General features: G+C 33.5%; 20 protein-coding genes and 1 tRNA gene. 8 read left to right on the forward strand and 13 right to left on the reverse strand.

What is annotated here, in order from left to right; translation table 11 throughout:
• Positions 1-37: 37 nt before the first annotated feature.
• The 10 genes from OPR29_RS04090 to pheS form a co-directional block, all read right to left on the reverse strand.
• On the reverse strand, positions 38-697 hold the full coding sequence (locus tag OPR29_RS04090; RefSeq protein WP_007302513.1) for a TenA family protein: 660 nt from the start codon (positions 695-697) through the stop codon (positions 38-40).
• A gap of 39 nt (positions 698-736) precedes the next feature.
• Positions 737-1402: a TenA family protein gene (locus OPR29_RS04095; RefSeq protein WP_265025101.1), complete on the reverse strand. Its 666-nt coding sequence runs from the start codon at positions 1400-1402 to the stop codon at positions 737-739.
• 109 nt (positions 1403-1511) lie between these two features.
• The gene (gene metK, locus OPR29_RS04100; protein WP_265025102.1) at positions 1512-2678 is read right to left on the reverse strand and encodes a methionine adenosyltransferase; all 1167 of its coding nucleotides are present in this window, start codon (positions 2676-2678) and stop codon (positions 1512-1514) included.
• A gap of 39 nt (positions 2679-2717) precedes the next feature.
• A tRNA-Ile gene (locus tag OPR29_RS04105) sits at positions 2718-2794 on the reverse strand.
• Positions 2795-2802: 8 nt separating this feature from the next.
• On the reverse strand, positions 2803-3072 hold the full coding sequence (gene rpmA / locus OPR29_RS04110) for a 50S ribosomal protein L27 (protein WP_006012184.1): 270 nt from the start codon (positions 3070-3072) through the stop codon (positions 2803-2805).
• Between the two features lie 10 nt (positions 3073-3082).
• A complete protein-coding gene (rplU, locus tag OPR29_RS04115) occupies positions 3083-3385 on the reverse strand; it encodes a 50S ribosomal protein L21 (protein ID WP_007302510.1) in 303 nt (100 codons plus the stop codon).
• 218 nt (positions 3386-3603) lie between these two features.
• On the reverse strand, positions 3604-4083 hold the full coding sequence (locus tag OPR29_RS04120; RefSeq protein ID WP_265025103.1) for an acyloxyacyl hydrolase: 480 nt from the start codon (positions 4081-4083) through the stop codon (positions 3604-3606).
• Between the two features lie 233 nt (positions 4084-4316).
• Positions 4317-4787 (reverse strand): P44/Msp2 family outer membrane protein, encoded by a 471-nt coding sequence (locus tag OPR29_RS04125; protein WP_052264904.1) that lies wholly within the window; start codon positions 4785-4787, stop codon positions 4317-4319.
• A gap of 82 nt (positions 4788-4869) precedes the next feature.
• The gene (locus OPR29_RS04130) at positions 4870-6105 is read right to left on the reverse strand and encodes an NTP transferase domain-containing protein (protein ID WP_019236908.1); all 1236 of its coding nucleotides are present in this window, start codon (positions 6103-6105) and stop codon (positions 4870-4872) included.
• A complete protein-coding gene (gene pheS / locus OPR29_RS04135; protein WP_265025104.1) occupies positions 6106-7149 on the reverse strand; it encodes a phenylalanine--tRNA ligase subunit alpha in 1044 nt (347 codons plus the stop codon).
• Between the two features lie 211 nt (positions 7150-7360).
• On the opposite strand from pheS, the gene OPR29_RS04140 reads away from it, so the two are divergent.
• The 4 genes from OPR29_RS04140 (at position 7361) to OPR29_RS04155 (ending at position 12115) form a co-directional block, all read left to right on the forward strand.
• Positions 7361-8317, forward strand: a complete 957-nt coding sequence (locus OPR29_RS04140) for an IS5 family transposase (RefSeq protein ID WP_213863789.1) — start codon at positions 7361-7363, stop codon at positions 8315-8317.
• Positions 8318-8847: 530 nt separating this feature from the next.
• Complete coding sequence (locus OPR29_RS04145) at positions 8848-10833, forward strand: hypothetical protein (protein ID WP_265025105.1); 1986 nt, start codon at positions 8848-8850, stop codon at positions 10831-10833.
• Positions 10834-10873: 40 nt separating this feature from the next.
• A complete protein-coding gene (locus OPR29_RS04150; RefSeq protein WP_007302503.1) occupies positions 10874-11470 on the forward strand; it encodes a riboflavin synthase in 597 nt (198 codons plus the stop codon).
• A gap of 57 nt (positions 11471-11527) precedes the next feature.
• On the forward strand, positions 11528-12115 hold the full coding sequence (locus OPR29_RS04155; RefSeq protein ID WP_007302502.1) for a CvpA family protein: 588 nt from the start codon (positions 11528-11530) through the stop codon (positions 12113-12115).
• 130 nt (positions 12116-12245) lie between these two features.
• Here the strand turns inward: OPR29_RS04155 and OPR29_RS04160 are convergent, their stop codons facing one another.
• Positions 12246-13571 (reverse strand): phosphomannomutase/phosphoglucomutase, encoded by a 1326-nt coding sequence (locus OPR29_RS04160; RefSeq protein ID WP_213863916.1) that lies wholly within the window; start codon positions 13569-13571, stop codon positions 12246-12248.
• A gap of 129 nt (positions 13572-13700) precedes the next feature.
• Here OPR29_RS04160 and OPR29_RS04165 point away from each other — a divergent pair, with 129 nt between their 5' ends.
• The 4 genes from OPR29_RS04165 (at position 13701) to OPR29_RS04180 (ending at position 19247) form a co-directional block, all read left to right on the forward strand.
• Positions 13701-15821, forward strand: coding sequence for a coiled-coil domain-containing protein (locus OPR29_RS04165; protein WP_265025106.1), 2121 nt, complete (start codon positions 13701-13703; stop codon positions 15819-15821).
• Positions 15822-16010: 189 nt separating this feature from the next.
• The gene (locus OPR29_RS04170; RefSeq protein ID WP_265025107.1) at positions 16011-17522 is read left to right on the forward strand and encodes an actin-bundling T4SS effector WalE1 family protein; all 1512 of its coding nucleotides are present in this window, start codon (positions 16011-16013) and stop codon (positions 17520-17522) included.
• A gap of 235 nt (positions 17523-17757) precedes the next feature.
• Positions 17758-18465 (forward strand): uroporphyrinogen-III synthase, encoded by a 708-nt coding sequence (locus OPR29_RS04175; RefSeq protein ID WP_265025108.1) that lies wholly within the window; start codon positions 17758-17760, stop codon positions 18463-18465.
• A complete protein-coding gene (locus OPR29_RS04180) occupies positions 18465-19247 on the forward strand; it encodes an exodeoxyribonuclease III (RefSeq protein WP_265025109.1) in 783 nt (260 codons plus the stop codon). Before OPR29_RS04175 ends, OPR29_RS04180 begins: the two co-directional genes overlap by 1 nt.
• A 37-nt stretch (positions 19248-19284) precedes the next feature.
• Here the strand turns inward: OPR29_RS04180 and OPR29_RS04185 are convergent, their stop codons facing one another.
• Together OPR29_RS04185 and polA are read right to left on the reverse strand one after the other, a co-directional pair.
• Entirely contained in the window at positions 19285-20235 is a 951-nt protein-coding gene (locus OPR29_RS04185) for a hypothetical protein (protein WP_007302496.1), read from the reverse strand.
• Between the two features lie 851 nt (positions 20236-21086).
• Positions 21087-23615, reverse strand: a complete 2529-nt coding sequence (gene polA, locus OPR29_RS04190; RefSeq protein WP_265025110.1) for a DNA polymerase I — start codon at positions 23613-23615, stop codon at positions 21087-21089.
• Between the last annotated feature and the right edge of the window lie 2 nt (positions 23616-23617).

The following is a 23617-nucleotide window of genomic DNA, read 5'->3' on the forward strand; positions in this document are numbered from 1 at the left end:
AAAATACATATCAAGCATACAAATTAGCTTAAAATTGTCAATATTTCTTAAAATCTTGATCAAATTTTGAAAAATTATATGCGCTATTCCAAAAGTCTAACTCAAATTGTGCAGTTATTTTAAATAATTCAAGCATTCTGGTTCTTTCACTTTCCCTTGCTTTGTTACAATACTCGTCAACAATATCTTCCAAAGCAACACATCCAGATTCCATCAAACTACCGCCAAAAAAATCAAACCAATCCTTATATCTATTATTTTTTTTAATTTTATTTCTCATATTATCAACAATAATTTTATATATAAAATGGCAAGAGTAAAGAACTGTTACAGCTTCATAAATGTCGCTATACGAAGTAGACAAAAGAAAGTTAGTAAAATTGAAACATTCAAGCGACTTTTCTCCACGATTTATGGAGTATACAGTAAAGTAGTGGTCGTATAACACTCTCATAATCTCTATTCCTCCTTTAGCCACCCCAATCAATGGAACAATGTTATTACAACTCTCCATTTTTGATGCAGTCATTAAAACAGTACGAACATAATCAGCTAAAAAGAATGCATCTTGTTGTATATAAAATTTGAAGTTTTCTATGTTTAAAGTATTATTTGCTAATTCAACATTGAAAGGATGCTCAATAATATCCTTTAAAAGATTTGACCCATAATAACTCTTAATTATACCACTAAACATCACATAAACTAGAATATAATTTAGTGTTAATACTACAGATTATGCTAGAGAATACATCTCATCCCAAAACATTATTTCTAGCTCTAGACCTCTCTTAAAAAACTCACGCATCTTTTTCCTCTCACAATCACCAGCCTTTGCATATAGATTATTTGCAACGTCAGTAACTTGATTAATCGTAGCATTCATTACTGTGTTATTATAGATATCAATCCACCCTTGATATCTGTGATCTTCAACTTTTTTAGGCATAACCTCTCCTACCATATGATTTATAATAATTTGGTATATATTAAAACAAGGATAAGACGCTGCTAAAGCTTCAGCAACAGAATTATGATATGCAGCACGCATAAAAAAATCAGTAAAAGCAGAACAAGATTTTGATTTTTTATGATTATCGGATAAATCACAAGTCTCAAAATATTCAGTATACTGCTTTCGAACCGCAAATGTTCCCCCTGCTACATTAACCAAACTGCCCATTATTTCAATGTCATCAACTTTAGCTGCAATAATCAATAAAGCACGAGTACAGTCCACTAAATATAAAAAATCCTGCTGAAGATAAATTTTGAACTTTTCATAATCTAGCGTATTGTTTATCAATTCAACATTGAAAGGATGTTCTTTTATTTCTTCAATAAGATCAGATGATTCTTTTATAGCAATATCATAAAATTCTTCTTTTGGTTTGTTGGACATCTTGTAAGCCTCATAAATATTAAAACTAGTATAGTTACTAAAAAGTTACTTACAATTTATAATAAGTTATTATATCAGTATCAAGCTAGAAATAAAAGAGTTTAATAGTTTAAAGAAATTCTCTCTTTTCTTCTTCTATATTAAATTCTTTACAAAAATCAGTAGATAAGTCCACACCTTCCCAAGAAAATCCACCATCACTTTCTAACTTTTTACCAAAATGCCCATAGCAGGCTGTACGTTTATATATAGGACGATTAAGTGATAAATGTCTTATTATGCCTTTAGTTGATAAATCTATGTTACCTTCAATAAACCCTTTAATCCTCTCTTCATCTATTGTATTCGTGCCAAATGTATCAATGTAAAATGAAGTAGGTTTTGAGACACCAATTGCATAAGAAAGCTGCACAAGACAACGTTCAGCTAAACCTGCAAAGACAATATTTTTAGCAAGGTATCTCGCCATATAAGCTGCGGATCTATCAACTTTTGTTGCATCTTTTCCAGAAAACGCTCCTCCACCGTGTGGAATATAGCCTCCATAAGTATCAACCATAATTTTTCGTCCGGTTAATCCACAATCACCAACTGGTCCACCAATAACAAATCTACCTGTTGGATTGACTAAGAGATTTTCTTTAGGGCACATCCACCCTTCAGGTAAAGATGAAGCTATGTAAGGATAAATTATTTCCTTCACTTTCGATTGACTCAGATCCTCAAGATGCTGTATTGAAACAACAATACTTTCAGCACGCACTGGAAGGTTATTCTCATACGCCAAAGTGATTTGCGATTTTGCATCCGGACCAAGCTTTACCCCTTTGACCATACTCATGATATTTCTCAGAATCGAGTGTGCATAAAAAATGGGTGCTGGCATGAGGCTTTCTGTCTCTATTGTTGCATAGCCATACATTATGCCCTGATCCCCAGCACCTTGATCCACACCTATTGCAATGTCATTTGATTGTTCATGTAGTAATATATTTACTTTCACTGTTTCCCAGTGGAAACCATCATGCTCATAACCAATATCTTTTATTGTATTCCGTACAATACTTTCAATCTTGCTATTTTCAATGTTCAGCCCAAATACTTCCCCAGCTATAATAACATTATCTTTAGTAACTAAAGTCTCTATTGCAGTACGAGAGGAAGAGTCATTAAAAAGGTATTCGTCAAGTATTGCATCTGAAATCTGGTCTGCTACTTTGTCTGGATGACCGGCTGCTACTGATTCACTGGTTACTGAATTCTTATGTAAAACCATCGCTTAATTACACGATATCAAAACTATTGCAAATTTAAATGGTGGGTCTGGGAAGAGTTGAACCTCCGACCTCACGCTTATCAGGCGTGCGCTCTAACCACCTGAGCTACAGACCCGTATCTATTCAAGCCAAGGCTTGCATATCATCTGTAGGCACAACATCAATAAACGTCTTTTTATTTGCTGATTTTCTAAAACTCACCCAGCCTTTCGTTTTAGCAAAAATCGTATGATCTTTACCCATACCAACATTCTTTCCAGGATGAAATTTTGTACCTCTTTGACGTACAATTATGTTACCTGGAATAACCTCACCATTCTTCTTTATCCCGAGCCGACGCCCTGCCGAATCTCTACCATTACAGGAACTACCACCTGATTTTTTAGTTGCCATATCTTACCTCTTACTTTTGAAGACTAATTTCATTGATACGAAGAACAGTAATATACTGCCTATGACCATTTTTCCTACGGTAATTTTTTCTTCTCTTTTTCTTAAAGATTATAATTTTTTTATCTCTACACTGCTCCAGTACTTCAGCTTTAACAACAGCATTAGATGAACAAGATAAGCCATTGTTTGAAACACAAATCACTTTATTGATTTCCACTTCCTCTTTTTCTTCAGCTTGTAATCTTTCTACTTTAATTATGCTGCCTTTTTTTACTAAATACTGCTTTCCACCAGTTTCGATTACTGCAAACATGACAAATATCAATTATTGTTATTAACACTAATCGTAAATGATGTCACACATACTGTCAATATAAATAAAAACATGAAATACTTCTACCTTTATCTGCTTTTCCTCGTGGAGAGTAGTCAAGTTTTAAAACTTGACTACTCTCAAATTCTCTTAGTCTCATGAAAACTTTACGACGTTAATAAAAACTCAAGCTTTCACTAAAAACATTCAATCGGAGCTTATAAATTAAAACTCATTCCAAGTTCAAACCCATGAGAAAAATTACTGAACTTGTGAAGTTTATAGCCAGCGAAAACATTCGTTCTCTCAGAAAGTGGAAGATTAATACCAGCACCTATCTGGTAGGAAAAAAACTTTTCTACGTCTGGCTGTTGATCTTGCTGTGCTGGTTGAGATACTTTAGCTCCACCTCCTACACCAAAAGTAATATAAGGAGTAATATCCGTACTTTCAAATTGATGATTATAATGAAGCTTTGCCATGAATCCTAACTCTGCCAAAGATCCTCCAAACAAAACAGATTTGACTACAGGACCAGCTGAAATTTTTATGCTATCTGTATAATGATAGCCAAGATCATAATTAACACCAAGATTGCCATATGACGACGAAGTATAGATTCTATCTCTAATCCAATCAACTCCAAAAGACGGTGCTGACAGAGAACAGCAGACTACTAAAGTAAGTAATTTTTTCATTTTTACCCTCTAACCATGAATATACGCATATATACTCACAGAAAAGTTAAAATTATATAACTTATATAATAAAATCGGAATCACTTTCTTAGCTACTTGCCTTTCTCTCGCAATTGCCAAACTTCTCTTTGTCACATTTTGTTACCTACTGCAATCATCATTTTAGCCTATATCACTTGCTTTTTTTCAACAAAAATTCAAACCAGACTTCACTAAAAACATTCAATCGGAGCTTACAAATTAAAACTCATTCCAAATTCAACCCCATGCGAAAGTTCATGAAACTTCTGCAGCTTGTAGCCAGCAAAAACACTTGTTCTCTCAGAAAGTGGAAGATTAATACCAGAACCTATTTGATAAGAAAAAAATTCTTCTACGTCTGGCCCTTGATTTTCTGAAAGAGGAATTTTAGCAACTCCTCCTATACCAAAAGTAACATAAGGAGTAATATCTGTATTTTCAAATTTATAATGATAATGAAGCTTTGTCATAAGTCCCGCGTCTAAAATCCCTTCACTCATAACAAGTTTAACTGCAGGACCAAATGAAATTTTAATGCTATCTGTACAATGATAGCCAAGATCATAATTAACACCAAGCATGCCATATGACGAAGAGGTGTAGGTTCTATCTTTAACCCAATCAACTCCAAAAGACGGTGCTGACAAAGAACAGCAAGCCAACAAAGTAAGTAACTTTTTCATTTTTATCCTCCAAAGATTAATATATGCATATACAAGCATATAAATATTAAAAATAGTATAAATTGCAAGTAAAAAATTGGAATTATTTTATTTTTTTTGTTATTTGTCTTTCTCTTGCAATTGCCAGACTTCCCTTTGGCACATCTTTGACTACAACGCTACCTGCTGCAACTAGAGAGTCATCATGAACATTAAGCGGTGCAATTAATGAACTATTGGCACCAATAAAACAATTGCTTCCAATATTTGTTCTATGTTTCTTTTTCCCATCATAATTACAAATAACGGTACCTGCACCTATGTTACTCCCCTGCCCTACCTGAGTATTTCCTATATAACTTAAATGCTTTATCTTAGTATTTATACCTATATCACTTGCTTTTGTTTCAACAAAATTACCTATGATTGCACCATCACCTATTGTTGTATTTTCACATTTGGCAAATGGACCAACCCTAACACCAGATCCTATTTTTACTCCAGGACCAAAAAAAACGTATGGGTAAACAATCGAATCCATACCAATTTGCGTATCAAGAGAGAAGAAAACAGTTTCTGGAGCAACAAGCGTTACTCCAGAGTTAGTGAAAAACTTTCTTTTTTCTTCTTGAAAGTAAAACTCGGCCGTTGCAAGGTCATTCCTATTATTTATGCCAGTTGCCTCCTCCTCATCAGCAATAACATAGCCGACATTTAAATTACTCTTTACTGCAATGGCAACGATATCGGTCAAGTAATATTCATGAGCTTGGTTATTACACTCTATTTTCTCCACCAATTCACGTAGATTCTTTTCACGTGCAACCATTATTCCGGCATTAGCAAGAAATTCCTCATCATTATTTCTACCATTTTGTGCTTCTACGATTTCTCTTAGGGAACCGTTCTCAATAATTAGTCTACCGTATCCTTTATTATTAGTTTTAAACCCAAGACAAACTAAAGCATTGCTCTCTCCTAAGCAGCTTATCATTTTAGTTATTGTGCTGCTTTTTATTAGTGGAGTATCCCCATACTGCACAACAACTATATCTGACAATTCTTTCAGGTTCCTCATTGCAATTTTGACTGCATCTCCCGTGCCGAGCGTTGACTCTTGTGTAATTAGTTTTATACCCTCAAAGCATTTCAGCCTTTGAGTTAAAGGCAAATCGACTACAATAACTATTTTTTCAGGATTCAGCTGCTTTGCATTGTAAATGACATGCTCAAGCATGGAGAAATTACCTATTTTGTGCAGAACCTTAGGCAAGCTTGAATTCATTCGTTCACTATGCCCAGCAGCAAGTACAACAAATGTATAAGATTTATTTGTCACTTATCTTAAAGACGAAAAATGAAAACCATAATGGTTGAGCCAACTAACTCTATTGTCGTAAAAGCTCCTTAGATCACTAATTTGATATTTCAGCATTGCTAGCCTTTCTATACCAATCCCAAATGCAAAGCCACTGTATTTAGTATGGTCTATTCCAACATTTTTAAAGACATTTGGATGCACCATACCACATCCAAGTACTTCAATCCATTTACTATCTTTATAGCTTATGTCCACTTCCGCAGAAGGTTCAGTAAAAGGGAAAAAACTATTACGAAAGCGTATTCTTAGACCTTTATCTCCGAAAAATTTACTAAGGAAGCGATGAATAGTAAATTTTAATTGGCCCATATTGACATTTTCATTAACATAAAGCCCTTCTATCTGATGAAACATAGGAGTGTGAGTTGCATCAAAGTCATTTCTGTATACCCTGCCTGCAGCCACTATTTTAATTGGAAAAGTTTTTGTCTTTTCCATAGTTCTAATCTGCACAGATGAGGTATGAGTGCGCAGCACCATTCTTTTATCGTTTATTTTATTCTTTAAGTAGAAAGTATCTTGCTCTTCTCGAGCAGGATGATGACTTGGAGTATTTAGCGCATCAAACACGTGAAATTCATCTTCAATATCAGGACCATCAACTGCTTTGAAGCCCATATGTGCAAAAATGAGCTTTACTTCACTTATAACTTTGCTCAGTGGATGAATCTTGCCAATTCTTTCTGGTCTGACAGGCAGTGTGATATCAACTGCTTCATTTTGCAGTTTTAACTTAACTTCTTTATCTTTTAGTTCATTTTCTTTGCTTGTTATAAGCTGGTCTATCTTATTGCGTAAAACATTAATCACTGCACCTAGGTCGCGTTTTTCTCCTGCATCATCTATATTCTTTAAGTCATCGAAATAAGCTTTTACTACACCCTTTCTCCCCAAGTATGACAACCTAACTTTTTCTAAATCCTGCAAAGAAGCAGCATTTTCAATCTCAGAAACTGCCTTATCTTCAAGTAAAGGTATTTCACTTATTAGCTCTTTATTCACCTTAAAAACGCTAGCTTAAACTTTCATTATAGTGCAATCTTTAATATCATCAATAAAACTATTTGGATAAAAAGGTGTCATCCCAGTGCTCTCCTTCTTGTCATCCAAGTAGCTGACACTGGGATGGCTTTGTTGCACCACTCAAGGAAAGAACAGGCAGTTACTGATGGAATTTGTTATAAAATAGATATTTAGCCGACAAAGGAAAAATATGCCAATAAGAATGAAAGTCAGTAACTGCAATGAATATAACAAATTTCTTCAAGAAAGGGGAAATGTTTTTCATTATATCAACGATGCCATTGAAAATTGGTACGAAAATAGTCCAAAAGTAGCAGGTGGCAACAATGTCTACAGCGACAAAGTAGTGATTCTAATTCACATAATAACCTATCTATTCAGGATTGGTCTTAGGCAAACAGTGGGATTTATAGAGAAATATCTTGAGCAAATAGGGAAAATTTTGCAAATTATCAGCTATTCGCAGGCTTCAAGAAGGTTTAAAAAGCTTAATATCAAAATCAACGACTGCAGAGTTGATAAGAACGATATGGAAGATATTGAAATTGCTATAGATAGTACAGGTATCAGCATCTACAATAATATTCCAGGCCATAGTAAGGCAAATGGTACAGATAGAAAGTATCGCCGCTATGAGCAAACAAGAAAGCTACATGTAATGCTAGAGATAGGTAGTAAAAAAGTTATAGCTGCAAAATACAGTAGTGGAGTTTATTCCGACCACTATGGAGCCTGTGATCTTATTGAAAGAGTGGATACCAAGTATAACATAAGCACGATATATGCAGATAGGGCATATAATCGAAAGAAGTTATACAAACTGTGCGATGAGCTTGACATAAAGACAAGGATTCCTCCGCAAAATAATGCAGTAGAGCATCCAAAGTTGGATTATATGAATGAGAGAAATTCTACAATCAAGCTCATAAAGTCATATGATGAAGATGGTATGAAGAGGTGGAAAAAAGAGATAAATTATTGGAAGAGATCTTATATAGAAAGTTTTTTCTCGCGACTGAAGCAAATATTTGGATTTAGTTTTAGGAATAAATCTGAGATTAATCGTGAGAAGGAACTGCTACTCAAGTGTTATTTGCTTAACAAATTTACTGAAATAGGCATGGCTAAGTTTGATATAGCTTCATGAATTTATTATACATTACCCACTATCCGAAGAGCTGTGCAACAAAGCCCACTGGGATCCAGAACAGGTAATAAGAAGTGCTGGAATGACATCTCTATAGGACTCCTAACTAATCCAAAATATTAAGAAATTTACCAAGCAAAAAAAAGGCAAAAGAATCCCCCAGTAGTGAGTTTTAACCCTATAATAATGTAAATCGGCATTGTAATAATGTGCTAACGCTTATTTAAAGCGCGTTTTGGCTGAATGTAGAAAAAATAAAAAAGACATGCAGCCGCTATAATTTTATGTAATCTGCCAATATATACCTGAGTTTTTTACTGAATTTTGTTGTTAAATCTGCAGAGATTATAAACAAGGATAAACACTCTTATTGTTATGATAAGAAGATTGATGAGATTTGTAAAGTAACTTTTTCTGCTCTTATTGAATCCAACACGCCGCTGTTATGCAAGGGTGCTATAATTATTAATTTATTGACTAATTATATTTTTTTTGTTAATATTATATTAATAAATTAAAAAATTAGAAACATGCACAGTAATGATACCACAACTCCGTGGGAGCAAAAAAAAAATTCATTTAAGTCTTTTATGGATAAGGCTAAAAAAACCATACATACAGCAGCTTCCGAAATTCAAAATAAGGTAACACATGAAATAGAAGATTTCTCTAAGTCCTTTAAAAAAGATTGTGAAAACATAAAGGAAGATGTTACTAACCTTAATACCACACTGCAGAAACAAGCAAAGAATTTATTTAAAAATAAAGCTCAAGACACAGAAAAAAATCTCACCAAAGTTGGAGCTGAGAAAAAATATGAGGTAGAAGATTTACCTAAATTTTTCAAAGATAAATCTAAAGAGATAGGCAAAGTATTTTCCGATGAAGTAGTAGAAATCAGCACTATTCGCTCAAGAAGTGTTACAAGTGACACACAAGAGTTTTCATTTAAGATCAAACTGCTGACAGAGGTAAACCCTAATACAATATTACCTCAAATAAAACATTTGATTGACTTTTTTGAAACCAGCCTTTCTCAGGAGAAAAACTTCACAGCCAATATAAAAGTAGCAAAAGAAAGTGAAGAATTATATAATAACTACCATAAAGCTAATAAAACTGTAGAAGAATTCATAAATAATGCTCCAATTCAAATCCTCATGCAGGGCATAACGATAACGCTACAAACAAACGTTAAAAACATCAACCTCAATAGCTTGCAACAAATCGAGATATTCTTGAATAAGCAGCTAAAACATGTAGAAAAAGCCAAAAGTGAGGAGCAAAGTCAAGATACATTACAAATAGAAGAAACTGAAAATAAAAACGAAAATGTGATTGAAAAAAGAAACACGCAAGATAAACAAATTGTGCAAGGTTCGTTTGGCTACAATATAGCAAGTAACAGAAAGCAAATTACACGTGCACCAGTAATTGTTGCTGCAATGCATGAAAATATTTCCTGGTTTAGGTCTCTTTTTCAGCCATTCAATTTTTTTAATACGGCACAATTCTTTTTCCCACAACTGCCCAAATTTTCTATACAGAGTAACAATATGCCACCTGGTGTTATTCCAGCACTTGACCAAGAAGAGAAAGAACCAGTGTCAGCCACTCGGATAACAGAGGGTAGTATAGGAAATTTAGTCCCTCAAGAAACAGAGCGGGATATAGGTCAAACCAGGTCGCACACAGATTATTTTAAGGATAATAGAAAAAAGGAATCCGAACAGCAGGCTAAAGAATCACTGAGAGAAGAAAAACAATCAACCATAAAACAAGATCAATTTGATGCTAGAGTAGCTATGATAGATAATTTGGCTGAGCACAAGGAAAAAAAACTCGATGAAATATTTATTGAAGTGATGAATGGATACAAAAATCAAGATCCAGAAATATTTCACAATATTTTCAACTCAGTGTTTAATATTGTTTACTTTCAAGATAAACAATTACATGAAGTATTAGAACCAGATAAAATATCAGAAGTGCTAGAGGTACTCAAAAGGCCACAACCTCCTAATAACTCACCTCTAGGTAAAGAATACTTACAAAAGCAAGTATATAGAAAAAAAGTGCAATTGCTCAAATTAGTTTCGGGCATTCCTATACAACCTTCTCCACAGCCTAAAAATGTTTCTCATGAAATTTTACCAAGCAAAGCTGTAGACCATTTACCAAAAACAAATGAAGCTAAAACTCCATTGCCTACTAATATTAGGCTCAAATCACCATTAAAAACTGTATTTTCTTCAAAAGAGACTTATTTTTGTCTATTTTTAGTAGCAGCTTCTATATCAGCACTCTGCCTATGGCACTTGCCGCTGGGAAAAGTGTCAATTTTAAAGGAATTGGTGCCAACAGAAAAAGGGAAAAGTATCGGTCTAACATTAAACATAGGGTTACCGATATTAATTACACTGTGCGTTTTGAACCTGGCTTACTTTCTATATTCTGAATATTCTGTAGAATCTATTGAGCAGATAAGTGAAAAAGATCTTCCTTTGCACATCTAACAAATAAGATCTTTTGTGATATAATTATTTATTTTATTGCATGTTTAAAGGAATTATCCAAGATATTGGCACTATAACTGATATCACTATCCACCCTAACTCTGATCAAATCTTCCATATTGAGACACAAAATTTATCCTCTATAAACAAAGGAGATTCAATATCCTGCTCCGGAGTGTGTTTAACTGTTGTCGACATAATGAGCAATGTATTCACAGTTCAAGTATCTCAAGAAACTATGAAGGTTTCTAACTTAAATATGTGGAAAATAGGAAAAAAAATAAACCTAGAACAAGCAATGAAACTGAGTGACAGAATTGACGGCCACTTGGTTCAGGGTCATGTGGATGACACAACAGAAATTTTAACAATCAATCAAAATTTAGAATCTCATGAAATCAGACTATCATGCCCACAAGAATTAATTAAATTTATTACAAAAAAAGGTTCTGTAACGCTAGATGGAGTTTCCCTTACAGTAAATTCAGTTGTCGATCAAGAATTCACTGTGAATATAATTCCCTATACATGGAAAAACACAACTTTTCAGCATAATAAAACAGGTAATTACCTAAATTTAGAAGTTGATATGATTGCCCGGTACTTAGACCAGCTGATAAAATATCAATACAATTAATTTTACAACTTTGTTATTTACAACTATTATATCTTGAAAATCATATAGATACAAAATATGTTTTTCGATAGCCTAATTATCTTTATTATTGTCTTGTGTGTAATAATATCGATAACTAGAGGTTTTATAAAAGAGCTATGTGCATTAATGTTCTTGCTCTTATCAGTCTTTTTGACAGCTAGTTACTATGATTTTTTTATTATAAATTATAGTAAGTATTTTAACTCTAAAGTTACACAAAACATACTTTCTACAATCTCTGTATTTATTATACTTAATCTTACATTCATGACAATGAATAACTGGCTAATGTACATATTATCACCTATAAGGTTGGGATTAATGGATAGAGTTACTGGAATCTTTGTCGGAGCACTCAGAGGAATATTGCTTTCTTATGTACTATTTTTTGCTGTGCACTTATATTGCCACACAGTATATGATAAAAAAGAGGGAGAGTCTAAAATAGACGCAGAAGACATATTGCCCAATTGGATAATAAATTCACACTCTTATCAGGCTTTATTTGTGACAACAGAAGAAGTAATTAACATGTATGTACCAGAGTCATTGATACTAAAAATAAAAGAGATTGGTGAGGAAATGGTTGATCAAGAAAAACCTCAAAACAATAAAGAAAAGTGAGTGTTGATTTTCTATAGCTAAACTAGCCTAGACAGCTATTATCCACAGCAGTGCGCCATAGGTTACCAATTCCTATTACTAATCAAACAAAACTGCAAACATTGACGAATAAGTAAATCATCAAAAAAATTTAAATGTATAATTTTAGTTCATCAATGTAATAAAACAAAACTTTTTTAGTGAGTTCAAAATCTTCTAAGGTATTTCCTTCACATCTTGCTGTTATGCAGTTTTGCGTATTTGATACTCTAAGAAGCCACCAACCTTTATCATCAGTTACCTTAATTCCATCAAGCTCTGAAAATACAATGTTTTGCTGCTTTAGTGTCTCCTTGATTGATTCAATTATTTGAAATTTTTTCTCATCCTTCACCACAATTTTCACTTCATGAGTGATATATAACTTTGGTAAATCTTCAATCGCCTCAGATAGGCTTTGGTTTTTCTTAAGTAAAATGTCAATGGCTTTAATAGCAGAATATAGTCCATCATCAAAACCCAGCTCAGAAAAGAAAAAATGCCCACTCAGTTCACCGGCAAACTTGGCCCCTTCTTCTACCATCTTTTTCTTAACTAGTGAGTGTCCAGTGGCACAGGTAATTATTTGTCCTCCTAATTTGCTAACGAAATCATGCACTTTCATACTCATTTTTACGTTGGCAATAACTTTGCTTTTTGGGTATTCCGCCAATACTTCACGTGAAAAAATCATAAACAAGTGATCATTGGAAACAACATTACCTTTATTATCAATCAAGCGTACCCTATCACCATCACCATCAAGTGCAATACCAAGATCACATTTATCTTTCTTGACAATACTGATTAACTGAGCAAGATTTTTTTCTTCTATGGGATCTGGGTCATGCAGTGGAAACGTCCCATCTATAGAGTTATTGGTTATGATGTGTATATGACTTGGTAAAACTTTTTCAATATACCTTACAATTGTTGGACTATTGCCAAAATCCCAAGCTATTTTTAGTTTTTGTGTAGCGTTATTCTTGAGCGCATTTTTTAATATGTTAACGTACTCACTATATATATTCGTGTTAATTAAGCTTCCAATTTTCGTGCTGTTTTTAATTGTATTGCCTATAATTTCCTTCATTTCTTGATCTGAGTAAACTTTTTTACTACTGAAAAATTTAAAGCCGTTATATTCTCTGGGGTTATGAGAAGCAGTGATCATAATCCCAAGATCTGCCTGCATTGTTGCAGCGTAGAGCATAGGTGAAGAACAGAGCCCAACGCGTATAACATTCGCACCGGATAAAATCAAGCCTCTGATTAATTCTTTTTCTATACTTGGTGAATCTATCCTGCTGTCATAGCCTACACAAACGTTAGCTGCAGTTTGACCGAATTTTCTACCTATTTCATACCCATCACTGATTTGCAGGTCTCTGCCTACCACACCTCTAATATCGTATTTTCTTATAATATTATTGTCCATACTGCACTTCTTGGAGTGGTTAATATATAACATTCCCGTCAAATACTCAAGTTTATTTAACTATAAAATTAGTTGATTTTTTAAAAAAATATGTTAATATTATAATATAGCTCTCTAAAAATAAAAATTATGCCAAAAGAAAATTTACTTGTAACTGAAAATCAAGGTTTAGATGTAGATGAGCAAAAGAAAAATGATATTTTAAGTTTCATTGAACCTTGCAACAATTTTCAGGATTTTATAAAAAAATTAGAGGAAGAAAACTTAATTTGGTATTTTATTGGCCCTTTACGCAAAGATAAGGACATTAAAGAACAGATAAATTTAAAGTGGGAAAATGAGTTTCAAAAGTTTGAGCAATCAATAAATGCAACACATAAAAAATTCGCAGAATCTCTACCAAGTGAAAATTTCTTAGTATATACAACACAAGATAATGAATTTAAAATTAGATTTGAAAATAAAGAAAAACCAATAGAGATTAGCACCCTTTTAAGAGCCAGTGACGAAGGCAAGGTTTATAACCTATCTTTAGGGAAAGATAGTCAAATAACTGCAACCAAAAAAGGCAGCGAAAGGCACTATGATTTTACTGGTTCAAGCTCATGTGAGATGACCATTAACTGGCAGGCTAAGGATTCTAAAGGCAATAGCGTAGATTGTAGCATGACTGTAGAAGTAAATTCTAAGGGCATAAAAAGAGTGATTGATAAATCAAAATTTGGAGAAATAACCGACCCAGAAGAGGTATTAAAATTAGTTGAGCAGAATAAAGAAGTTTTTATCAATGGCAAAACTTTATATCAAGCTTTTACTGACATGGGCAAAAGTGTGAACGATCAGCAAACACCAGCAGAGGAAACATTTACAAAAAATTCACCACAGTCACCTATATTAAGTAGTAGTGGATATTCCTCTCCTGATTCGCGTAGAAGTTCTTTCTCTAGCATTAGTAAATCTAGTGACAAAGAAGAAGTGGATGAAATTATAGATGGAATTGAGGAGTTAAAAGAAGAAAAAGAAATGCTTGCTCAATATTTTGCAAAGCAGGCAAAGCAGCTTGAGGATCTAAAGTCAGAACGTAACTCCTTGAAAAAGGAAGTTAATGAACAACAGCAAGCAATATTTGAAAGAGATCAAAAAATCAAGGAACAAGATGCTTATATTAAGTCACTTACAGAGAAACTCAAAAAATCAGAAGAACTTAATCAAAAGATAGAAAAGGAAGGTGATACAGAAATAAGAACACTAAGTGAAGAAAAGCAAGATTTGGGAAAAGAAGTCACAAGACTTAAAGATGAATTGAAAAGAAAGGAAAAAGAGTTAGCTAAAAAAGATCAAGACATTAAGCAATTAGAACGAAAGGTAAGCACACTAGAACAAAGTCAAAAAAATAAAAATGTTGAAATAATAGATTTAACTAATCAATTGAACGATAAAGAAAGTGAGATTCAGTCAACAAATAGAATAAATGCGGAACTACAGAAAAAATTGGATCAAGGTGAGATTGAACTAAGTAAGTTGAAAGAAGAAAACACAGAGCTGAGAAATTATATAGAGAAAATATTGGTAGAAGGTTCACAAGATAATCATGAAAAGCAGTTTGTAGAACAATGGATGGAAGCAAAAAATGAAAACGAAAAATTGACTGATAAAGTAAATCAATTAGCTGAAGAATTAAATCAACTGCAAAAAGAAGTTTTGGAGGAAAAAATTCGACAACTTGAACCCGGAAGATCACTTGCAGATGAGTTCAGTGAAGTAAATGCGAAAGTAGCTACTTCAACTCAAACTGAAGCTAAATATGAAAGTAGAGGAATCCAGGCAAGTAATCACGAAACTACAGTTCCTAAAACACAAGACCAAGGTACACAAGCTGCGGATAAATCTTCAAGCAAAAGAATTAGTAAATTAGGAAAGGAAAATAAAAGTTTGGCTAGGGACAAACTAATGATATCTGAACAATTAAAACAAAAAACAAAAGAGATTGATGAGTTAAAGAAAAATTCAAAGCAATTACAAGAAGAAAATACACAACTAAGACAAAAAGCTACTAAAGATAAAGAAGTTAATGCATCATCTTCAACAGATCAAAAAAAGACTAATACAGTGGAAGTTCAAACTGATGTGCAAATGAATGATTTTCGCGATTTATATGATAAAGAAGGCAAATATGTCAGAACAGAACTATCAGATCCAAACACAGTTCCTGCTAAGACTACGGAAAAATCTACTCCTTCAAAAGGATGAGTTTTGCTTCAACTATAGCTAATCCAAACGAGATATTATATTGCAATAATCACTAATTTTCTGTGCTTTCAAAAAAACACATCAAGCAAAATCATTTGAGAGTAAGTGGACATTGTTAGATGAATTAACCCTAACTTAAGAATCAGATATATACAATATTAGTATGTTTAATTAATAGTGAGGTTAAAAATGTCACCTAGTGAAATAAAATCTAACTCACGTCCTGTTGAAGCTCAACAAGATAATTTGGGTGTTAGTACAATTATGCAAGATTCATCAAGTGCAGATATTGTTCATGATTCTAAAAAACTAAAGGAAAGAATTACTGACTTGTTAAAAGGAGATACAGAATTCTCCAAAATGAAGAAAGGAGATCAGGCTCTTGTAGTAGGTACAGCAAGTGGATTATTTGCAGCAGTGTTACCATTTTTGGCAGTTGGTGCAACACTTGCTATACCAAGTGCTATAGTTGGTCTTACTCTATTTTTCGCTGCGAAAGTTGCTGTAAAAGCAGTTCAATCTGGATATAAAGGACTCAAATGGTCAGCAGAAAAAACAGTTGAAGGGGCGAAGCATATTGGCGGAAAAATTAAGGATGGCTATGAGTATTCAGCAGATTCACTGAAGAGAGGTGCTAGTTTTGTAAGCGAGGGAGCAGCAAACAAATTATATAAGGCAGCTGGTAAGGAAGACTATTCAGATAAACTGAAAAGGTTTACTCCAAAACAGGTTGGAAAATCTGACGAAATAAGAAAGGATTTGAAAGAAATTTTTGCTGATAAAGGGAATAATTCTGGGTTAATAAAAGATATACTTTCTGGAATATCATCAAGGATCGATTCAAAAATAAAAGAAAAAAAAGAATCAGGACAGACTGATCAGACTTCTCAAAGGCTGCTAGAGCAAGAAAAATTCATTAGTGGTTTAAGTAAAGAAAGTTTGCATAACTTATTGACACAAAGGTCATTACCTAAAGATACTTATCTCATCGATAGTATTTTCTCTGAACATCATGATGAGATTAAGGAAGTTATTAAGGAATACAAAGAAAATCATTTGTACTCAAGCGTAAGCAACATGTTTGATAAAGCCGAAAAAAAAGCTAACAAGCCCTCTGTCAAAGGTTTGATTAGGTCTACATCATCACCCTTACCTCTTTCACTAAGGAGAAGCAACTCTGAGCAATCTCACAATTTATCAGGAAGCAGTTCAATGAATTCTTTAAGCACTACTAGCAGCGAAGCGGAATTATTAAATCCTAATGAGCATAAGGAAGTAAAAGCACCTACCTCACTTTGGAGCAAGTGGTCATCATCTCTAAAAGGTGGCAAAAAGCCAGAGGAAGTTACTTGCACAGGATATAAAAGGATTTCTGAGGATGAGATGCAATCTGCAGAGATAGGAAATAGCCGTTTTTATGTTGCTCCGGAGAAACCGCCAAGAAGCAATTCAATGGGTTCTATAAGCACTGACAGTACTGCTACAACTTCTAGCTTTGCCAGTTACCGTCGTAATTCTGATAGTGGGTTCAATTCACCAAGTTCTTCTCCGCAACATGGTATGTTCACTGAGAAAAATGGCAAGTTAAAAACCCAAGCTGACTTAAGAAAGACAGGTTCTTTGGACAAATTGGTGGGACCTTCTTCAACAGTAACTGCTGAAGTCGATGTAGAGCATCAAGCTCCAAAAATGAAGATATAGAGAGTAAACAAAACTATCTATCTTCTTAAAAAAGATGTTACTCAGTGAGTAACATCTTTTTTTCATTTTATCAAAAACATTCGCTTATTTAAGATCAGTTTTCTAGCACTGGGCCAATTTATGGAGTTTCTCTTGCCTTTTTCATAGGTTACGTAAGAAACTTAAAAAATAAAAGTTTTTATTCAATAATTTGTGTATAAGGGATATTATTTTACTGCTAGTGAAATAAACCAGAATGAAGTCTATTTTATTGACAAGGCCTTTATTAGATTCGTTGAGCACAAGAAGCACGCTAAAAAAATATGGATACAAAGTTTTTATAGAGCCAGTATTCACAATAAAGTACTTAAATCCTGATATATCTACGTATGAATTTGACGTTGTGATATCTACAAGTAAAAACAGTGTAAAGGCTTTCAGTCAAATATGTAAAGAGTATGGCTTTCCAATTATTACGGTTGGTAATTCAACCATGCAGGCTGCAAAAAATTTGGGATTTTCCGATATAATCTCAGCAGACAGCAACGTTGATGGTCTGATATCATGCATAAAATCTCATTATTCAAATACAATAAAGTTCTTATATATAAGGGGACAAGAAGTATCATGTGACCTAAAAAAAAGATTATCTGAAGAAGGTTTTAACGTAAGAGAAGTTGTACTCTATAAAACAATTACTAAAAGGAGTCTAACTAATAGGTGTAAAAATTTACTATTGGACGGTAAAATTGATAGCGTTGCTTTTTTTTCCTCACAAACTGCAAGGGTATTTTGTTCATTAGTTCTAAAAAGTGGGCTATCTCCTGTGATGAATAATACAGTTGCATATACCATGAGTAAAAACATTGCTGATAGTTTAAAGTTAATCAAGTGGAAAAAAATTATAACATCGAGGTTGCCCACAGGGGAGAGTTTAATTGATATAATTAATAAGGATTGTTGATGCTAAAGATTGCAACTTGGAATGTAAACTCCATACGTAAAAGAATTAACCAACTTTGTAGTTTTATAGTTGATAGTCAGATAGATATAGTTTTGCTGCAAGAGATAAAATGTACAGAAGAGCAATTTCCTTATGCAGAGATAGAAAAGTTAGGATATGAATATGCTATCTATGGACAGGTTGCAAGAAATGGCGTTTGTGTTTTATCTAAATATCCAATACTGGAAAAATTAAAAATTGATGTTGTAGATAGTCATCAAGAAGCACGTTATATAGAGTGTGTGATAAAACACACCAATAATAAGATAAGGGTAGGAAGTTTATACGTGCCCAATGGTCAAAGCTTGGACTCCCAAGCATTTGAATATAAACTCAAGTTTTTTGATAACCTATATAAAAGGATGGGCACTTTGTTGAAAAATGAAGAGTTAACTATTATAGCTGGCGATTATAATGTTGCACTGGATGAAATTGATGTTTTTGATTCAAATTTATTAAATGGCCAAGTGTGCTTTCATATAAAAGAGCGTGAGAAATTAAGAGCGATCTTGAATCTTGGTTTTAAAGATGCATTTAGAATATCTCACCTCAACTTACAACAATTCACTTGGTGGCATTATCAAGGTAATTCACTCAGAAACAATCAAGGAATGCGAATAGATCATATGCTGCTATCGCCACAAGCTGCAGATAAATTGGAAACATGTTACATAGATGATAGGTTGCGTAAACTAGAAAACCCATCTGATCATACTCCTGTTGTATGTGTTATAAAACAATAAAAGACCTATTACACAATTCACCTTTGGCAAATAGGTCTTACTTGACTGCTGTCTTTTCTGTGCTTTTGGCTGGCTGATCTATAGTAATTTTTCCATCAAGCATAGTAAGCTGCTCACCCCCTTTATTTCCCACCTGAGGAGCTTGTTCCGGAGTAGGTTGTTTTTTACTCCCGTCAGCAATTGTTTCAAGAGAGCTTTCAATTGGGGTTTTTAAAATATCATCAATACCCTTGCGAATTTTTTCATTCAATTTTGCTCTCTTTTCTGTATCATCTTTATCTGGTGAGCTAGGGTCATATAAAGTACCTGGCCTATTATTTGAAAAAAGAACTTCAATTCCTCCCTTTACAGCAAATATTGTACCAATAACAGCAGCAACTATCGCAAGTGTAGTAGGACCAAAAATTAATATTGAAGCAATGGAAAAAAGAATAGGAAGAAAAACCTTACGTAAGCACTTTGTTACCATCTCTTGATCACTAAGTAGTGGTTCATCCTCTTCTTTTTTATCTCCACCTAAAAATGGTATTTTTTCTTTCACTCCATCCATAAAGGAGCCAGAAATATTTTTCGGGTCTATTTTTATTCCCAATGGGAACCCAACAAGTTTTATTAGTAAATCTTTAGCTTCTGTACCACGTACATCATCTAAGCATTCCTCTACTACTTGCTTTACTTTACTATCTTCCTCTCCAGCCAATTTTTTCTCTCTAACTTCTTTAAATATAGAAAGTAAAAACTGACAAAAATTCTCTTCACTGAGTGGTCTTATTTTTTCCGGATTGACATTAGTTAGTAGTATCTTCTTATAAGCTAATATAAAATAATCAGTTATTCCTTTGCTCTCCTTTAATTTGGCTTTAACTTCTAATACTTTTACAAAGTAATCGTAAATTTCCTTATGTTCCTTCTTGAAGAGCATCTCATTTTGCCCGGTCACCTGAGTAGATGACTCTAAAGGCTTATTTTTTGCTTTTGGAACTGTCATAACGATCTATTTGTACTAACCTATGCTATAATTATAGCATATTTTTCGCATTAATTCAAATTTCTTAGAACCTGTCTTGAAAGGGAAAAAAGAAAAGAATAAAGCAAGAAATAGAAAAGTAACAAATGATAAGGGAATGTAAAAAATTGCTTCCATATATTTTAAATCTGATTATAATTACAGTTAGAGATATTTTAAGAGCTCAAAATCTATCTTTGTCTGCAGACTTTTCAGTCAAATTTTTAATCAAAAAGCGTAGCGTATCTTCTTTAGTGCATGTAAATATGCTTAATCTCTGTTGTATGTGCGCTGCACTTTTTTCTAATCTTTTTTTTACACAGGGGGATTTTATGTCCAGAATTCCAGATATTTGACCTTTACTTTAGCTAAAAACCAATAGGCGCCTATTGTTTAACGCTAATTAAAATAAAAATTTTTCTAATATATAGAAAAATCACTGTTTACTGAAAACGGGGCAAGAAAGCTGCTAATGTCACAGAATTTTAGGTAAACGTTGTTTGCTTAACGTGCTCTCCTTACTTCAAGAACTCTTTAATATGACTACTATTATACTTGCGAAATTAACCACTCAAGGCATCCGTTCAGGGGTGTGGCAAAATAAGGTAAAAGTGAATTTACAACAATAAGGCAGTGCCCAGACACTGGAATCCAGCCTTTTGTAGTCTCATTGAAAGCGTTGCTTTTAATATCTATGATTAGGTTGCTTGTGAGCACCAGTGTCAAGCACTGGGATGACATTATTTTTGCTTTAATATTTACACATTAGCCATGCATCTGAACAGATACTACTTAGGTCCTTTCAAGACAGGTTCTTAGGGTCTACGGTATAATTAAGAAAAGCCCCAGTTGTCGCTAATTTTTATTTCTACTTCAAGTGGTATAGAGATTTCTATCGCATTTTCCATTACGTCTTTCATAAGTTTTGCTGTTTCTTGTACCTTGTCGTCCTCTACTTCAACCAGTAGCTCATCGTGGACTTGGAGGATTATTTTACCTGTTTTCAATTGATCAAAAAGCTGAATCATTGCACGTCTTATTATATCAGCGGCGGTTCCTTGCAGCGGTGCATTGATTGCTGCCCTTTCTGCAAATTGTCTTAGATAAGGAATTTTATTGTTGATGTCTCTTACAAAACATCTTCTACCAAACAAAGTCTCTACATAACCGTGCTGTCTTGCGATAGATACTGCTTTTTCCATATAGGCTTTTATTTCTGGATAACAAGAAAAATAGTAATTAATATATTCAGCAGCCTCTTGAAAGGTAATGCCAAGTCGCTTTGCAAGGCCAAATGGACTAATGCCATATATAATGCCAAAATTAATGGTTTTTGCTTTGCGTCTTAATTGCTCATCTATTTCTTGCACTCCAAAAACTTGTCTTGCAGTGATATCATGAATATCTTGCCTGTTTGCAAAAGCTTCTTTAAATGCGGTAACATTTGCAACGTGTGCCAGGAGTTTTAATTCTATTTGTGAATAGTCGGCAGAAATTATCTTGCAACCTTTTGGTGCAATAAATGCTTGTCTGATGAAATTTCCTTCTTCGCTCCTGATAGGAATATTCTGCAAGTTAGGGTTGCTCGAGCTCAGCCTTCCAGTTGCAGTCACAGTTGTTGAGAAACTTGTGTGTATTCTACCATCAATAGGATCAACTTGCTTTATTAGCGCATCAGTGTAGGTACCCTTTAATTTACTTAAATGTCGCCAATTTAAAATTTTACTTGCAATTTCTACCCCTTCTTCTTCAAGAGCCTCTAGAACTTCATAATTGGTGCTATACGACCCAGATTTTGACTTTTTCTTTTTACTTAGCTCCATTTTATTAAATAAAACATCACTTAATTGTTTTGGCGATGCAATGTTGAATTTTTCTCCTGCTAAATTATGTATATCGTTTTCAAGTACAGCAATTAGCTGCTCAAACTTATCAGACAATTCCTGTAGTTTTTGAATATTGAGCAGTATTCCATTTTGCTCCATATCAAATATTACTTTCATGAGAGGTCTATCAAAGCGCTCGTAAATCGTAAAAAGTTTTTCCTGAAATAATCTTTGTGTCAGTTTCTCATGGATCGCTATTAAAATTTTTGCCGAGAAAGTTTCTACATTTTTACTTAAATTGTGTGCAATTATGTTTGGAATGCTGTGATCATGCTTACCTGTGTCAAGGCTGTATGACATGATCATCAGGTCATCAATTGAGTCTAGCACTCTCTCTATTGTAGGAAATATTTCTCTGATCTTTCTAATATCATGTACTATTTTAAGCACCCCATTTGAAAATAAAGTTGAATTTATTATAGTAAGTGCATCTTGTAGGCAGCTTTGATCTATGTAGAAAATATTATCCTCACTACAAGATAAGGAGATTTTGTTCAATCTATTGTTTTCAAAGTGGCAATGAATTGCAATTTTACCTTCATATCTGCAATGCTCCAAAAATTTTTCTAATTCTTCACTACTATATTCTGTTTTCTCTTTTGTGCTAGATCCACTATAAGAAAAGAGCTTTTCTACTTTTCCTATCAATGAATTAAATTCATATTTCTTCAAAAAGGATAACAATTTTTCCATATTTGGAGGATGGACTTCATATTTTACAATATCATGTTGAAGATCTACTTTTTTGCATAGTGACAAAAGTTCTCTTGAAATTAGTGCTTTTTCCTTATGCTCAGTAAGAATATTACGAACTCTTGTTTGCTCAATGTTATTGATGTTTTCTATAATGTTATCCAACGAATCAAATTTATCCAGCAATTTAGCTGCAGTTTTTGGGCCTATTCCTGGAACACCTGGAATGTTATCAGATGCATCTCCAGTTAGAGAAAATAAATCAAGAAGCTTATTTGAATTTACACCAAATTTTTCTATCACTTGTTTTTCATCTACGTATATATTTTTGATAGGATCAAATATTAGAATGTTGTAATTCAAAAGTTGAAATAAGTCTTTATCTGATGAGACTACTACTACTTTAAAGTCTTCGTGGTTGGCATATTTTGCAGCTAGTGTTGCAATTATGTCATCTGCTTCATAGCCTTCAATCTCTTCATAGCTGAAGTTAAAAGCTTCTACCGCTTCTCTCAGTATTGTAAATTGTGGAATTAGATCCTCAGGAGGTGTTACTCTGTTTGCTTTATACTCAGAATATAAACTGTGCCTGAAATTTTTTTTGCCAGAATCAAGTGCTATAGTTAAGTAGTCCGAATGGGAAATATACTTCAGAACCATATTAAGAAAACCGTACACAGCACCTACTGGAATACCAGCTGTGGTAGTCAAATGATGCAAAACGTAATAAGCTCTGAAAAGAAAACCATAACCATCAATGATTGTGAAAGTTTTTTCTTTCATTG

It is taken from the genome of Wolbachia endosymbiont (group B) of Pammene fasciana (assembly GCF_947251495.1).
GTDB lineage: Bacteria > Pseudomonadota > Alphaproteobacteria > Rickettsiales > Anaplasmataceae > Wolbachia.